14 protein-coding genes and 1 tRNA gene are annotated in these 15,398 nt (G+C 30.0%); 9 read left to right on the plus strand and 6 right to left on the minus strand.

Annotated features, from left to right (window positions below; genetic code table 11):
• Window position 1: 1 nt before the first annotated feature.
• From cdaA to folP, 3 genes are read right to left on the minus strand one after another with little or no spacing between them, the layout of a single operon-like run.
• Window positions 2-787: a diadenylate cyclase CdaA gene (gene cdaA, locus FVF61_RS03190; RefSeq protein WP_148453224.1), complete on the minus strand. Its 786-nt coding sequence runs from the start codon at window positions 785-787 to the stop codon at window positions 2-4.
• Between the two features lie 35 nt (window positions 788-822).
• On the minus strand, window positions 823-1,488 hold the full coding sequence (locus tag FVF61_RS03195; protein WP_148453227.1) for a hypothetical protein: 666 nt from the start codon (window positions 1,486-1,488) through the stop codon (window positions 823-825).
• 1 nt (window position 1,489) lies between these two features.
• The gene (gene folP / locus FVF61_RS03200) at window positions 1,490-2,314 is read right to left on the minus strand and encodes a dihydropteroate synthase (RefSeq protein ID WP_148453230.1); all 825 of its coding nucleotides are present in this window, start codon (window positions 2,312-2,314) and stop codon (window positions 1,490-1,492) included.
• A 106-nt stretch (window positions 2,315-2,420) separates the two neighbouring features.
• On the opposite strand from folP, the gene FVF61_RS03205 reads away from it, so the two are divergent.
• The 6 genes from FVF61_RS03205 to FVF61_RS03230 are packed head-to-tail and all read left to right on the plus strand — an operon-like array spanning window position 2,421 to window position 7,249.
• Window positions 2,421-2,960, plus strand: coding sequence for a DUF1599 domain-containing protein (locus FVF61_RS03205; protein WP_148453232.1), 540 nt, complete (start codon window positions 2,421-2,423; stop codon window positions 2,958-2,960).
• An 11-nt stretch (window positions 2,961-2,971) separates the two neighbouring features.
• The gene (locus tag FVF61_RS03210; protein ID WP_148453234.1) at window positions 2,972-4,282 is read left to right on the plus strand and encodes a BT_3928 family protein; all 1,311 of its coding nucleotides are present in this window, start codon (window positions 2,972-2,974) and stop codon (window positions 4,280-4,282) included.
• Between the two features lies 1 nt (window position 4,283).
• Window positions 4,284-5,360, plus strand: a complete 1,077-nt coding sequence (locus FVF61_RS03215) for an ABC transporter permease (RefSeq protein ID WP_148453237.1) — start codon at window positions 4,284-4,286, stop codon at window positions 5,358-5,360.
• A 5-nt stretch (window positions 5,361-5,365) separates the two neighbouring features.
• Window positions 5,366-6,115, plus strand: coding sequence for a triose-phosphate isomerase (gene tpiA / locus FVF61_RS03220; protein WP_148453240.1), 750 nt, complete (start codon window positions 5,366-5,368; stop codon window positions 6,113-6,115).
• Window positions 6,116-6,118: 3 nt separating this feature from the next.
• Entirely contained in the window at window positions 6,119-6,955 is an 837-nt protein-coding gene (prmA, locus tag FVF61_RS03225) for a 50S ribosomal protein L11 methyltransferase (RefSeq protein WP_148453528.1), read from the plus strand.
• Between the two features lie 18 nt (window positions 6,956-6,973).
• Window positions 6,974-7,249: an ATP-dependent Clp protease adaptor ClpS gene (locus FVF61_RS03230; protein WP_148453243.1), complete on the plus strand. Its 276-nt coding sequence runs from the start codon at window positions 6,974-6,976 to the stop codon at window positions 7,247-7,249.
• 176 nt (window positions 7,250-7,425) lie between these two features.
• Here FVF61_RS03230 and FVF61_RS03235 read toward each other — a convergent pair.
• Window positions 7,426-7,499, minus strand: a tRNA-Arg gene (locus FVF61_RS03235).
• 328 nt (window positions 7,500-7,827) lie between these two features.
• Between FVF61_RS03235 and FVF61_RS03245 the strand changes: the two genes are divergently transcribed.
• Entirely contained in the window at window positions 7,828-9,777 is a 1,950-nt protein-coding gene (locus FVF61_RS03245) for an endonuclease (RefSeq protein WP_148453249.1), read from the plus strand.
• Between the two features lie 65 nt (window positions 9,778-9,842).
• On the opposite strand, the gene FVF61_RS03250 is transcribed toward FVF61_RS03245, so the two are convergent.
• Together FVF61_RS03250 and FVF61_RS03255 are read right to left on the minus strand one after the other, a co-directional pair.
• A complete protein-coding gene (locus FVF61_RS03250; protein ID WP_148453252.1) occupies window positions 9,843-11,630 on the minus strand; it encodes a M56 family metallopeptidase in 1,788 nt (595 codons plus the stop codon).
• A 2-nt stretch (window positions 11,631-11,632) separates the two neighbouring features.
• Window positions 11,633-11,992, minus strand: coding sequence for a BlaI/MecI/CopY family transcriptional regulator (locus FVF61_RS03255; protein WP_148453255.1), 360 nt, complete (start codon window positions 11,990-11,992; stop codon window positions 11,633-11,635).
• Window positions 11,993-12,123: 131 nt separating this feature from the next.
• Between FVF61_RS03255 and FVF61_RS03260 the strand changes: the two genes are divergently transcribed.
• Window positions 12,124-13,074 (plus strand): calcium/sodium antiporter, encoded by a 951-nt coding sequence (locus FVF61_RS03260; RefSeq protein WP_148453258.1) that lies wholly within the window; start codon window positions 12,124-12,126, stop codon window positions 13,072-13,074.
• A gap of 130 nt (window positions 13,075-13,204) precedes the next feature.
• Complete coding sequence (locus FVF61_RS03265) at window positions 13,205-15,391, plus strand: glutamine synthetase III family protein (protein ID WP_148453262.1); 2,187 nt, start codon at window positions 13,205-13,207, stop codon at window positions 15,389-15,391.
• Window positions 15,392-15,398 lie beyond the last annotated feature (7 nt).

Below are 15,398 nucleotides of genomic sequence, written 5' to 3' on the forward strand. Positions count from 1 at the left end.
ATTATGCTAAATCTTTTTTTATTAATTGAGTTAATTCTTGAATATCTTTAAACATAATAAACTCTCCATCTTTAAAAAAAGATATTTGTCCTGTTTCTTCACTTACAACAAGAGCAAGTGCATCTGTTTTTTCTGTAATACCAACTGCTGCTCTATGTCTTAATCCAAAACGTTTTGGTAATGTTTTTTCGTTATTAATTGGTAGAATAACTCTTGTTGCTTTTACAATATTATCTGCAATAATTATGGCACCATCGTGTAATGGACTATTTTTAAAAAAGATACTCTCGATTATAGGTTGTGTGACTTTAATTCTCATTTCATCACCTGTATTAGCAAGAAAATCAAGATTGTTGTTACATTCAAAAACAATTAAAGCACCAGTTTTTGTTGTAGCCATTTTATTGCATGCGGCTACAATAGCATCAACATCAGTTTTGTTATCAGCTTCTGTTTTTAAAAATTTAAATTGTTGAAAAAATTTTCGTCGTTTACTAAAATTAGTAGAGCCAACCATTAATAAGAATTTTCTAATTTCTTGTTGAAAAACAACTATTAAGGCAATTAATCCAACACTCATAAAACCGCCTAGAATCTTACTAAGCATCTTCATTTGAAGCGCATCAGTTAATAAATAAATAAAGTAGATAATTACAATTCCTATAAAGATATTAATAGCAACAGTCCCCTTTACAAGTTTATAAACATAATAGAGTAGAAGTGCTACCAAAATAACATCTATAATGTCTATAGCAGTAAATTTTAAAAGGTCGTTAAAGATTTCCAAGAGTTAGGTGTTTTGGTAAATTTAGCAAAATATACTTAATTAAAAACGAACTCTTTATTAGCTATAATAACATTTTCTGAATTTAATTGATTTAATAATGATTTGAAAGTAATATAATTTTGAAAGGATAAGTCTTCGTTGAAAAATAAATGAAGTGTTTTAGGGTCATCATTTTCTAAAATTACATTTTTAATGTTTTGTATTAAATTAAATTCAGAAGTTGCTAACTCTTTGCTATTTGATGCTGTAATTCTTATGTCTGAAAGATTATTGAATATTAAATGGAAATCATTTAATTCCTTTACAACTTCATCTGTACTTTTCTTTATATAAAAAATATCAGTGAAATCGATAAATCCTAAATTGTTAATACTAGTGTCGTGACAGGTATAATAATTTCTGGCAGCTTCGTTTTTATGAACTTCTGCATTTCGTTTTTTGTTTTGTAAGAATATAATTTTTGGAATTGCTTGTTTTAAAGTCAAGCGTTTATCTACGTTTATCAGCCAATTAGTTGTGCTTATTAATGTTTTTCTATTAAGCTCAATACTGTCTGCTTTAGTTTCGTCGTAAAATAAATAAGCTGCAGAAACATCTATAATTTCACTAATTTCAGAATGATTAATTTCTGGAAGTTGAACAATTTTATCATTACCACAAGACATAAGTAAAAGGAGTATAACTGTTTTAAAATATTTCATTTTAAGATTTTAATTGTTCAACAAGTTTAACACATTCCATAGCTTCCTTAACATCGTGAACTCGCAAAATAGAAGCTCCGTTTTGTAAAGCAATTGTATTTAAAACACTTGTGCCATTTAGCGCCTCTTTAGCAGAATTTTCCAGTGTTTTATAAATCATAGATTTTCTGGAAAGTCCAACTAAGATTGGCTTATCAAGAATATTAAAAAGGTTTAATTTGTTTAAGATTTCAAAGTTTTGTTTGCTAGTTTTTGCAAATCCAAATCCAGGATCTACAATCATGTCTATTATTCCTAAAGCTTTTGCTTTTGTAATTCTTTCTGAAAAATAAAATAACATCTCTTTTATTAAATTTTCGTAAGTGGTTTGTTTTTGCATGGTTTGTGGCGTACCTCTCATGTGCATCATAATGTAAGGAGCTTTAAGTTTTGCAACAGTTTCTAACATGAAATTATCTAATTGTCCTGCAGAAATATCATTGATTATAGCAGCTCCAGCTTCAATGCCTTGTTTAGCAACCTGACTTCTAAAAGTATCAATAGAAATTAAAATCTCTGGAAATTCTTTAACAATTAAATCGATTATTGGAAGTAAACGTTTCAATTCCAGTTCCTCGCTTATATGGTCTGCATTTGGTCTGGAACTATAAGCACCAATATCAATAAATGTGGCTTCATTTTTAAGCATCATATAAACTTGAGAAAGAATCTCACTGTCGTTTTTGTATTTGCCACCATCAAAAAAAGAATCTGGAGTCAGGTTTAATATTCCCATGACTTTTGGAGTCGATAAATCTATGAGGTTGCCTTTGCAATTTATAGTCATTTGTATATTTTATTCGGCTGTTTGAATAGGTATTGAAAACTTTAAACCTGAAACTTTGAACTTTAAATTTATTTATGCGAAATTTACGCAAAATTCATTTTAATTCATGCAAGATACTTCAAAACAATACGACGCAGTTATAAAAACATGTAGAGATTTATTTATTAAAAAAATGAAAGATTATGGAAGTGCCTGGCGTATTTTACGTTTACCATCGTTAACTGATCAAATTTTTATAAAAGCACAACGTATTAGAGGTTTGCAACAAAATGCTGTTCAGAAAGTAGATGAAGGTCAAGAAAGTGAATTTATTGGAATTATAAACTACTGTGTTATGGCATTAGTTCAAATTGAAAGAGGTATTGTAGAACAACCAGATTTATCTGTTGATGAAGCTACAAATCTTTATGATGAAAACGTAGCAATTACCAAACAACTCATGATGGATAAAAACCATGATTATGGGGAAGCTTGGCGAGATATGAGAGTTAGCAGTTTAACAGATTTAATCCTTCAGAAACTTTTGCGCGTAAAACAAATTGAAGATAACCAAGGAAAAACATTAGTAAGTGAAGGTATTGATGCTAATTATCAAGATATGATTAATTATGCAGTTTTTGCTTTAATTCATTTAAACGAAAAATAACATTTAGATTTATGAAATATATAGTACAATTAAGTAGAATAGTAGTTGGTGTATTATTTATCATCTCAGGATTAATTAAACTGAACGACCCACTTGGGTTTTCTTATAAATTACAAGAATACTTCAGTGCAGATGTATTAAATATTACATTTTTGGAACCTTATGCATTAGCTATTTCCATTTTTGTGGTCATTTTTGAAGTCATCTTAGGAATCTTTTTGCTTATAGGATACAAACCAAAATTCACAGTTTGGAGTTTGTTGGGAATGATTGTGTTTTTTACCTTTTTAACATTCTATTCTGCTTATTTTGAAAAAGTGAAAGATTGTGGCTGTTTCGGAGATGCCATTCCTTTAACTCCATGGGAAAGTTTTTATAAAGATGTTATTTTATTAGTCCTCATATTAATATTATTTTTTGGTGTACAACACATCAAACCAATATTCAGCAAACTTGGTTTAACAGTCATTTCTTTATTGAGTTTTATTGGCTGCCTTTGGTTTGGTTATCATGTATTAATGCATTTACCATCTGTAGATTTTAGAGCTTATGCTGTTGGTAATAATATTATGGAAGGTATGATTGTGCCTGAAGATGCTCCAAAACCTGTTCAAGAATTTACATGGACTTTTAAAGTTAATGGCGAAGAAAAAGAGTTTGTAACTAACGGAAGTTATCCTGAGGTAGATGGAGAATATGTAGGTGTTGAAACTAAAATTATTGAAGAAGGATACGATCCACCTGTCAAAGATTTTTCTATAGAAACGATGGATGAAGATTTTACTGAATATTATTTAAATGAAAATAATCTGATTATGATTATTATGTATAATCTGGATACTGCTGAAAAAGATGGTGTAGTAAAACTTAAAGCATTCTCAGATAAGGCTATAGAAAATGGCTATACAGTTATTGGAATGACAGCTTCAGGAGAAGATGCCAAGCAATATATGAAAGACCAATACAAACTTAATTTTGACTTCTTCCTTTGCGATGAAAAAGCATTAAAAACCGTAGTTCGTGCAAGTCCTGGTATTTTAAAATTGAAAAAAGGAACCGTTATTCAAAAAGTTCATTGGAACGATTTGGAAGATATAACATTACCTGAAGTTGAGCGTAAACCAGAACCAGAACCTGAAGTAATTGTTGAAGAAAAATTGCTATATGTAATAGATGGTGTTCAATATGAAAAGTCATATGTAGATCAAATTGACCCAGAAATAATTGAATCGGTTAATGTTATTAAAGATACACTTGTTATTAGAGAAATGGGAATTGTAGATTTTGATTCAATAATTGAAATTAAATTAAAGAAAGAATAATCTGTTAAACTATCTATTAAATAAAATATTTTACGCCTTACTTACATTATTTGGAGTTGTAACTGTTATTTTCTTTTTATTTAATGTGCTTCCTGGAGATCCAGCTCAAATGATGCTTGGTCAAAATGAAGATAGCGCACAACTGGCTATTGTAAAACAAAAATATGGTTTCGATAAACCTATAAGTACTCAGTATTTTTATTATTTGAATGATTTATCACCAATATCATTTCATTCAAATACAGAGACAGATTATACTTATTTAAAGGAAGGGAAATATACATCAGTCAGTTTATTTACAATAGGTAATACTACTACTGCTTTAAAATTCCCATATTTAAGAGAATCTTTTACTAAACAAGGAAAAAAAGTGAGTCAGGTATTAGCAGAAACACTACCAAACACTTTTGTATTAGCAGTCAGTGCTATTTGTATTGCCCTATTAATTGGTTTGATTTTAGGAGTCGTTTCAGCTTTGTATAAAGACACCTGGTTAGATAAAGTCATACAAATAGTAAGCACAGTTGGAATGAGTGTGCCTTCTTTCTTTTCTGCAATTTTATTTGCTTGGTTGTTTGGTTTTGTGCTTCATAAATACACCAATCTGGAAATGACAGGCAGCTTATACGAATTAGACGATTATGGGGAAGCCATGCATATTCAATTGAAAAATTTAATTCTTCCAGCAATTGTATTAGGAATTCGTCCATTAGCTGTAGTTATTCAACTTTTGAGAAATTCGTTATTAGAAGTGTTCAATCAAGATTATATTAGAACAGCTAGAGCCAAAGGTCTAAGCGAATATCAAATTATTAGAAAGCATGCTGTAAAAAATGCTTTAAATCCAGTAGTTACTGCTATTTCTGGTTGGTTTGCATCTATGTTAGCTGGAGCTGTTTTTGTTGAATATATTTTTGGTTGGAACGGACTTGGAAAAGAAATAGTAAACGCATTAAATACTTTAGATTTACCTATAATTATGGGTTCAGTGTTAATTATAGCGCTATTATTTATAATAATCAATATTTTTGTAGATATTATTTATGCTTGGTTGGATCCTAAAGTAAAATTAGAATAATAATTATGAGAAAAAACATCGTTGCCGGAAACTGGAAAATGAATAATGATTTAGCAATGACAGAATCATTAATTACAGAATTAAAAAAACAACATCAAACATCGAATGCTGAAGTAATGATTGCTCCTACATTTACAAATCTTTGGCATGCCTTTGAAGCTTTAAGAACTTCAGATATTGAAGTTATTGCTCAAAATATGCACTTTGCAGTATCAGGAGCTTATACAGGAGAAGTAAGTGCAGAGATGCTTAAAAGTGTTGGTATAAATACAGTTATATTAGGTCATAGCGAACGTCGTGCTTATTTTAACGAAACAGATGAGTTACTTGCAAAAAAAGTAGATGCAGCTTTAAAATATAACATGAGAATTATTTTTTGTTTTGGTGAAGAATTAACAGATAGAAAAGCTGGAAATCATGAAAAAGTTGTAGAAAATCAGATTAAAAAGGCTTTATTTCATATAGATGCTTTAGCTTTTAAACATATTGTTTTAGCTTATGAACCTGTTTGGGCTATTGGAACAGGAGAAACAGCAAGCCCTGAGCAAGCGCAAGATATGCATGCCTTTATTAGAAAGACTTTGGCTGATACATATGGAAAAGACGTGGCAAATTCAGTTTCTATTTTATATGGAGGATCTGTCAAACCAAGCAATGCCAAAGAAATTTTTTCTAAACCAGACGTTGATGGAGGATTAATTGGTGGAGCAGCACTTAATGCTGAAGATTTTTACGCCATAGTAAACGCTTTTTAAATGATGTCAAATACAATATATATAGGTTATGATTTTAAGGTGTCGCCTTTACAGCCAGCAACCGAAATTTTAATAGCAGAATTGGGTTATGCAGGTTTCGAAAGCTTTGTAGAAACCGAAGAAGGTGTTACAGCGTACATTCAAAAAGATGAATGGTATGAAACTATATTGGAAGATATACAAATTTTAAATTCAGATGAATTTGAAATAAATTATGTGTTTAACGAAATAGAACAAGTAAACTGGAACCAAGAATGGGAAAAGAATTTCGACTCGATAGTTGTTGAAAACACTTGCTCTGTTCGTGCGCCTTTTCATGAAAAGCCTAATACTAAATATGACATCATTATCGAACCAAAAATGAGTTTTGGAACTGGACATCATGAAACCACACATATGATGATTCAGCACATTTTGCATAATGATTTTAAAGGAAAATCAGTTCTTGATATGGGTTGTGGAACAGGTGTTTTGGCCATTTTAGCAGAAATGAAAGGAGCCAATCCCATTGATGCTATAGATTATGATAATTGGTGTTATATTAATAGCCTAGAAAATGTAGAACGCAATAATTGTAAGAACATAAGGGTTTTTGAAGGTGATGCCAATTTATTGGATGGAAGAAAATACGATATTATTATTGCCAATATCAATAGGAACATTTTGCTTAATGATATGGAAGCATATATCAATTGTTTAAATTCAGAAGGAATGTTGTTGTTAAGTGGATTTTATGTAGATGATATTTCAATTATTGAAGCTGAATGCAATAAATATAGTTTAAACCTCGTTGAAACTATAGAAAAAAACCAATGGGTTGCCTTAAAATTTTTAAATTAGTAGTGAAAAGTTTTTACAATGAGTGCCAAAGAAAAAATACAAGAGCAGGAAAGTGTTGACATATTAGAACAAACTAACAATGAAATTGTATTATATAATGACGATGTAAATACCTTCGATCATGTAATAAATACATTAATTTTTGCTTGCGAGCACACTCCAGAACAAGCAGAACAATGTTCCATTATTGTTCATTATAAGGGTAAATGTACTGTAAAAACAGGAGTTTATGAAGAACTTGAACCTAGGTGTTCTATGCTGCTAGATGCAGGTTTAAGTGCAGAAATTATATAAAAAAACACCTATTTTTTTAAGATAGATGCTTTGTATTTAAGAAACTAACCCATATAGATTGTCTCTTCGATTAATAGCATAATAAAGGTCAGAAATCCTTTTTTAACTTCCTATGATTTTTGTTAGGTTTAAAAAATAAAAAACCCTATCAATTAACATGATAGGGTTTTGTTTAGTGACCTCGATAGGATTCAAACCTATAACCTCTTGAGCCGTAATCAAGTGCGCTATTCAGTTGCGCCACGAGGCCATTTTTGAGGATGCAAATATATTCCTTTTTTAACAAAACCTCAAAAAAAAATTGATTTAATCTAATGCGTTTTTGGTTACATATAGTTTCCAACCAAAAATTACCATCTGTATTTTGCTTGCCATACTTAAATCTAAGCCTTGTTTTGTGTAACTTGGCAAGACTATTTTGTTGAGTTTTGCTAAAAATTTGAACAATTTCTTTTTCATAATTATTGCAAAGATACATTCCTTTTTTTAATTGCTTTATATGTTAAAATTAACCAATTAATAATTTATAAAACAAATAAAAGTCTAAGAGTTGATTACATTTGTTAAAATTCTCTAAAATGAAACAATTAATTACTTTATTAAGTTTTCTGTTTATAGGACAACTTTCTTTTTCTCAATTGGTTATTAATGAACTTGATTGTGATTCACCTGGAATAGACGATATGGAGTTTGTTGAAATTAAATCAGATGCTCCACAAACTTCTTTAGATGGTTATATTCTGGTGTTTTTTAATGGCTCAGCTTCTGGAGCAGACTCCAGTTATTTCTCTTTAGAATTAGATGGTTTTATAACTGATGAAAATGGATTGCTTTTAATAGGAAGTGATGCTGTTGAACCATTTCCTCAATTATTAATTTCAGCAAATGTTATTCAGAATGGAGCAGATGCAGTTGCTATTTACTTTGGAAATTATACAGATTTTCCTGAAGGAACGCTTGCTACTCAAACTAATTTAATTGATGCTTTGGTTTATGATACAAGTGATGCAGACGATACAGAACTTATGGCTCTTTTAGGAGTTACCGAACAAATAAATGAAGGCTCTAGTAATAATGCAAATTCTATACAACGCAACAACGATGGTAGTTACTTTGTTGGAACTCCAACTCCAAGATTGTTAAACGATGGAAGTGGAGAAGTATATAATGCTATATCAATGTCTACTTCTCAAACTCAATATAATGAGGATGACATAATTACCATAGTGTTTATAGCACAAGAAAATGTAACAGCAGATTTAGAATTTAGTTTTTCTTTAGATAATAACGGGTTTAATACTTCCGATTTTACAGGAAATACAACAGTTACCATTCCTTCTGGTCAAAATACAATTTCTACAACTATTACTTTAATTGACGATGATCTAGACGAAGGAGATGAAGAACCCCTTGTGAAATTTACAGATTTAGAATGGCCATATATTCCAAACAATAATTTTTTAAAACTACGAGTGGTAGATAACGATTTTACAATGGCACCATTTGGCACACCTATAAATTCAACTTATGGCATAGTTTCAAGTACACAGTCAAATGATTATTATAATAGTTTAGATGGTTTAGCAGACGTAGTTTTGCGTCAGGCGTTACAAGATATAATTGCAGATCCAAATGTAGTAAGAGCACAAACCTATACAGATTGTATTGAAATTTTAAAATATGCAGACCAAAATCCAGAAAATAGTAATCAAGTGTGGTTGGTATATTTAGAACAAGGAAGAGCAAAATTAGATTTTCAAACAACATCTGTAAATACAGGAACCTGGAATAGAGAGCATACTTTTCCTAGATCTCGTGCTGGATATTATAGTATTGAAGAAGACGAAGTTGCCGATGGAATAGATGTTTTTTGGACAACCAAAGCAGATTCGTTACGTCATGGAAATTCTGATGCGCATGGGTTAAGAGCTGTAGATGGTCCAGAAAATAGTAGTCGTGGCAATCAATTTTATGGTGAATATAATGGACCAACAGGTACATTAGGAGGTTTTAAAGGAGATGTTGCTCGAAGTGTATTTTATTTAGCTGTTCGTTATAATGGATTGGAAATTGTAAATGGTTTTCCTGATGGTATGGTTGGACAGTTTGGCGATTTACAAACCTTATTAGATTGGCATAGAAACGATCCTCCAGACGATTTCGAAATGAATAGAAATAACATAATTTATAACTGGCAATTCAATAGAAATCCGTTTATAGATCAGCCAGATTTAGTAGAATATATCTGGGGAAATATGGTTGGTGAAACTTGGAGTGAGAATTTAGGTGTTGTAGAATCTGAAGAATTACAAGTGAGTTTGTTTCCAAATCCTACTAATGGAAGATTAAATATAAATGGGATTATGTCAGAAACAAAAATAGAAGTTTTTTCAGTTGAAGGTAGAAATTTAATGTCTCAATTTGCACTAAACAATACGTATATTGATTTAAACTTTACTAGTGGACTTTATTTAATTAAATTAACTTCCGAAGGGAAATCGGTTGTTAAAAAGATTTTGATTAAATAAAGTAATATGTATAAAAAAATCCCAAACATCTGTTTGGGATTTTTTTTGCTCTTAAGGTTTAAAGTTCACTTTTTAGTTGTAATTACTATCACACCATCTTTAGCTTTTTCACCATATTTTTCGATGGCTTTTTCTCCTTTAAACACATTTACATTTGCAATGTTTTCTGGATTCACTTTTTCCATTTCTTCTTTAGTTATTTCTTTACCATCTAGAATGATAAGTGGATTTTGATCATCAGTAGAAATAAATACACCATCCTTTTCTTTCATTTTTACAACTTTTACTTTTTTATTTGCTTGAGCATCATCTGTTATAAAGTGAATGTCTTCTTCATTTCCATCAGATGAAATGACTTTTACTTCGTATCTTTTTTCTTTATTTTTATCAGATAACTCTTCTTTTGTAACCCATATTTTTTTGGTTTTTGAATGGTTATCAGTTTTAAATTCTAATTCTTCACCAGCTTCGGATAATGTAACAATTTCAATAGTTTTAGAGCCATCTTTTACTTTATGAACATTGCCATCTTCACTTATAAATATCATTTTTCCATCTGATTCAATTTCAATTTCTTCATCAGTATCTTGGTCATTCGATGAAAAAACAAATACATTTTCAGTATGATCATCAGATTTTATTTTGTGAACATTTCCATCTTCAGAAATAAAAGCCATGCTATGTTTACTAGATTTGATTGATGAGTTTCCAATTGAAATATCATTTCCATTTTTGTTAAAACCAATTTTTATTGGTGAAATAGGCTCATTACCATCTATATGATAATTAGCACTTGATTCTTTAGATTTAATATCTATTCTAATGGCAATTATTTCACCAGAAGCATTTCGTTTTACGCCTTTAAATTTTACAGTTAGTCCTTCTTTTAAAAGCTCATTTTTTACTTTTTCTAGCTCATTATCTGTAAAGTCTTTTGTTATTAAAACAACTTCTATTTCGGTTAAATTATTTGAAAAAATATTTTCTGATGGATTGTTTGAAGCATTGATATAAACTTCTTTGGTGTTAAAGCTCATTAAAAATAATCCTAATAATGGAAGAATTAATGTAAACTTCCATGCTTTTAATTTGTTTGATTTTGATTTGTGTAACATAACGATTCTTTTTTTGATTAATGAATTATAAAAATTATTGGTAACCATCAACTGATGATTGGGAATACTAGTTTTAAGTAATAAGCGTTGGTAACTCTTTTCACAATTAGAAATATTCTGAGCCTGATAATCTGCTATAAACTCTAAATTTTGTTGTAATTCTTTTTTGTATAACCAACAGAATGGATTAAACCAAAACACGACACAACTTAATTGTGATAAAATAACATCAATGGAATGAAACTGTTTAGCATGTACTTTTTCGTGGTTAATAATATGTGTTAATTCTTGGTTTTGAAACTGGCTTGGGTTGTAAACTATCCAATTAAAAAATGAAAATGGAGGAACTTTATTGTCAGTTTCTATTAATTTAAAACCATCTTCTTTTTTAAAGTCGTTATTTTTTAACAAAGAGAAAAGAGATGTAAATTCTAAGATTAATTTCCCTAAAAAGAATATAAGCCCTAAGGCATACACCCAATTAATAATTTGCAACATTGTCACTGTTTTATTTTTAGCTTGAATGAAAGCATTATCTATTATTAAGTTATTTGAAAAATTGGTAGGAGTATATTCTATATAAATAGGAATGACAACTAATGGAATAATACCTGCTATAAAGATACCTGACAGTAAATACAATCTATTAGCATTATAAAATGTTTCTTTTTGAAGCAATAGTTTATAACAAATAAAAAATATACCAAAAACAACCGATGCTTTAATAAAATAGTCCATAATTATTTTTTGTTTTCTATTAATGCAATAATTTCTTTTAGATCTTCAACGCTTATTTTTTCTTCTTTAGCAAAAAAGGAAACTACATTTTTATAAGAGCTATTAAAATAGTTCTCTATTGCTGTATTCATAAAACGTTCTTTATAAGCTTCTTTTGTAACAATTGGAAAGTATTGATGTGTTTTACCATAAGCTTGGTAACCAACATACCCCTTTTCTTCAAGATTTCTAATAATAGTTGAAAGGGTGTTGTAATGGGGTTTATCTTCTTTAATCTCTGCTAGAACGTCTTTAACGAATGCTTTTTTTAGCATCCATAATATATGCATGATTTCTTCTTCTTTATTTGTTAGTTTTTGCATGATGAATATTTTAAGATTCAAACATATAACTATTTTTACAGTTATACAACTATCAATATAGTTATTTAACGAAATTTTTAGTTTTCGTTAACTTTTAATAGGAAATGTTATCTTCGCCAAAAATTAAGTTTATGAGTTTGATTTGGGTTGTTTTAGGATTAATCCTGTTAGTTGTTGGAGGAGAGTTTTTAGTAAGAGCTTCAGTTTCTTTATCATTTAAATTTAACATATCTAAAATTGTAATTGGAATGACAGTTGTGTCTTTTGCAACCTCTGCTCCAGAACTTTTAGTTAGTTTACAAGCAGCTTTAGATGGTTCTCCAGATATCGCATTAGGTAACGTAATTGGATCTAATATTGCGAATATTGGATTGGTTTTAGGATTAACAGCTATCATTTCGCCTTTAACAATTAGTCACGACTTCTATAAGCTTAATTGGCCAATGATGATGTTATTGTCAATAGTTTTATACTTTTTACTGAAAAGTGGTAATGTGTTAGATTTTAAAGAAGGATTCGTATTGTTTATTTCTCTTATACTATTTCTATTCATTTTAATAAAGAAATCAAAGAGTAAAGACTTCGAGCCTGTTGAAGAAGTTAATGAAGCATTGCAAAAAACTTCAAATTTCAAATTAATTATTTGGCTTTTAATTGGTGGTCTAGCTCTTTATTTTGGTAGCGAATGGCTGGTTCAAGGTGCAAAAGAGATGGCCTTATCTTTTGGTGTAAGCGAAAGAGTAATTTCTGTAACTATGGTTGCAGTAGGGACAAGTGTTCCAGAATTGGCAGCATCAGTTATAGCAGCTTTAAAACAAGAAAAAGCAATTTCGCTTGGTAATTTAATAGGTTCAAATATTTTTAATATTGCTTCAGTGTTAGGTCTTACCGCAATGATATCTCCAATCGGTTTAGAGAATCCTAATATTTTAAATGTAGATATTTTTTGGATGCTAGGGTTTGCATTTATCCTGATTCCTTTTATGTTATTGCCTAAAAAATTCGAAATAGGTAGACTGAAAGGATTTGTTATTTTAACAGCTTATTCAATATTTGTTATTTTGGCTTTTTTGAGCGAATAATAGGGTCTATTTCATTTTATTTTATAATATTTTATATGAACCCCTATTTTTTTAGGGGTAAATGGCTTATAGTTTATTATTTTTCATAAATTTGCCCTATTAAAATAATTTAAGCTAAATGTAAATATATATGTCAACTCTAAGATTTCATGCTATTAAAGAATCTCTTAATAGAAAGCCTATTAAGATTGAAGAAAAAACACGTAGATCCGAACTTTTTGGATTAAATGTGTTTAACGAAGATAAAATGCGTCAGTATCTAACAAAAGAAGCATTTAACAGTGTTATGGATGCAATGCAAAATGGCACTAAAATTGATAGAGTAGTAGCAGACCATATTTCTACAGGAATGAAAGAATGGGCAATTTCTAAAGGAGCAACTCATTATACACATTGGTTTCAACCGTTAACAGGTTCAACTGCTGAAAAGCACGATGCGTTTTTTGAACCAATTGGTAATGGTCGTGCCATAGAAAAATTTGGTGGAGGACAATTAGTGCAACAAGAACCAGATGCTTCTAGCTTTCCTAATGGAGGTATAAGAAATACATTTGAAGCTCGTGGATATACAGCTTGGGATCCAACATCACCAGCATTTATTTATGGAACAACATTATGTATTCCAACTGTATTTGTATCCTATACAGGTGAAGCTTTAGATTATAAAACGCCACTTTTAAGAGCTCTACAAGCAGTAGATCATGCAGCTGTAGATGTTTGTAAATATTTTGATAAGAATGTTAAAAAAGTAAATGCGTCACTTGGTTGGGAACAAGAATATTTCTTGATTGATAGAGCGCTTGTTGCTTCAAGACCTGATATTTTATTAACTGGTAGAACACTTTTAGGTCATTCTTCTGCTAAAGGGCAACAATTAGACGATCATTATTTTGGAACCATTCCTAACAGAGCTATGCAATATATGCGTGACCTTGAAACAGAATGTATGTTACTTGGTATTCCTGTTAAAACTAGACATAACGAAGTTGCGCCAAATCAATTTGAATTAGCTCCAGTTTACGACGAAGCTAATTTAGCTGTAGACCATAACTCTTTATTAATGGATGTTATGGATAAAGTAGCAGAACGTCACGATTTTAAAGTGTTATTTCATGAAAAACCATTTAAAGGTGTTAACGGTTCTGGAAAGCATAACAACTGGAGTTTAAGTACGGATACTGGTGTTAATTTATTAGGTCCTGGTAAAACACCTATGAGCAACCTTCAGTTTTTAACATTTTTTATTAACACCATTAAAGCTGTTCATGATAACGAAGAATTAGTAAGAGCTTCTATAGCATCTGCTAGTAACGACCATCGTTTAGGAGCAAATGAAGCACCTCCAGCTATTATATCTGTGTTTATAGGAGAACAATTAACAAGTGTTTTAGATGAGCTACAAAATGTAACAAATGGTAAATTATCACCTGAAGAAAAAACAGATTTAAAACTGAATGTTGTCGGTAAAATTCCTGAAATATTATTAGATAATACGGATAGAAATAGAACGTCTCCATTTGCATTTACTGGTAATAAGTTTGAATTTAGAGCTGTTGGATCTAAAGCAAATTGTGCCAATCCAATGACAGTTTTAAATTCTATAGTTGCAAAACAATTAATTGATTTTAAAGCTGAAGTTGACGCGTTAATTGATGAAAAAGAACTTAAAAAAGATGAAGCAATTTTTAATGTATTAAGAGAATACATTAAAAAATCAAAAAATATTTTATTTGAAGGAAATGGATATGGAGAAGCATGGGAAAAAGAAGCTAAGAAAAGAGGGTTAAGCAATCATAAAACAACTCCAATTGCTTTAAGAGCAAAAGTTTCAGATAAAGCTATTAAGCTTTTTGAAGATTTAGGAGTCATGAATAAGATTGAAACTGAATCTCGATATGAAATTGAAATGGAAGAGTATGTCTTACATATTCAAATTGAAGGACGAGTATTAGGAGATGTGGCTAGAAATCACGTTGTACCTACTGCTGTTAGATATCAAAATATGTTGATTGATAATGTTAAAGGACTTAAAGAAATCTATGGTGCTGGTTTTAAAAAATTAGCCCAACAGCAAATGAATTTAATCGAAGAAATTTCTGGACACATTGAAGCTATAAATTCTAATGTTACAAAAATGACAAACGAAAGAAAAAAAGCTAATAATTTAGAAGATTTCGAAAAGAAAGCTGAAGCTTACTGTTTTAATGTTAAGCCAATTTTTGACGAAATAAGATATCATTGTGACAAACTTGAGTTGTTAGTTGATGATGAACTTTGGCCATTAACAAAATATAGAGAATTATTGTTTACTAGATAGTAAAATT

The sequence above is a fragment of the Xanthomarina maritima genome (assembly GCF_008084905.1).
Classification (GTDB): Bacteria; Bacteroidota; Bacteroidia; order Flavobacteriales; family Flavobacteriaceae; genus Xanthomarina; species Xanthomarina maritima.

Bases quoted from the DNA above. Each gene is read 5' to 3' on its own strand.
- FVF61_RS03195 (WP_148453227.1), bottom strand. From the start codon at position 1,488: ATGAAATATTTTAAAACAGTTATACTCCTTTTACTTATGTCTTGTGGT.
- folP (WP_148453230.1), bottom strand. From the start codon at position 2,314: ATGACTATAAATTGCAAAGGCAACCTCATAGATTTATCGACTCCAAAA.
- FVF61_RS03205 (WP_148453232.1), top strand. From the start codon at position 2,421: ATGCAAGATACTTCAAAACAATACGACGCAGTTATAAAAACATGTAGA.
- FVF61_RS03210 (WP_148453234.1), top strand. From the start codon at position 2,972: ATGAAATATATAGTACAATTAAGTAGAATAGTAGTTGGTGTATTATTT.
- tpiA (WP_148453240.1), top strand. From the start codon at position 5,366: ATGAGAAAAAACATCGTTGCCGGAAACTGGAAAATGAATAATGATTTA.
- prmA (WP_148453528.1), top strand. From the start codon at position 6,119: ATGTCAAATACAATATATATAGGTTATGATTTTAAGGTGTCGCCTTTA.
- FVF61_RS03230 (WP_148453243.1), top strand. From the start codon at position 6,974: ATGAGTGCCAAAGAAAAAATACAAGAGCAGGAAAGTGTTGACATATTA.
- FVF61_RS03245 (WP_148453249.1), top strand. From the start codon at position 7,828: ATGAAACAATTAATTACTTTATTAAGTTTTCTGTTTATAGGACAACTT.
- FVF61_RS03250 (WP_148453252.1), bottom strand. From the start codon at position 11,630: ATGGACTATTTTATTAAAGCATCGGTTGTTTTTGGTATATTTTTTATT.
- FVF61_RS03255 (WP_148453255.1), bottom strand. From the start codon at position 11,992: ATGCAAAAACTAACAAATAAAGAAGAAGAAATCATGCATATATTATGG.
- FVF61_RS03260 (WP_148453258.1), top strand. From the start codon at position 12,124: ATGAGTTTGATTTGGGTTGTTTTAGGATTAATCCTGTTAGTTGTTGGA.
- FVF61_RS03265 (WP_148453262.1), top strand. From the start codon at position 13,205: ATGTCAACTCTAAGATTTCATGCTATTAAAGAATCTCTTAATAGAAAG.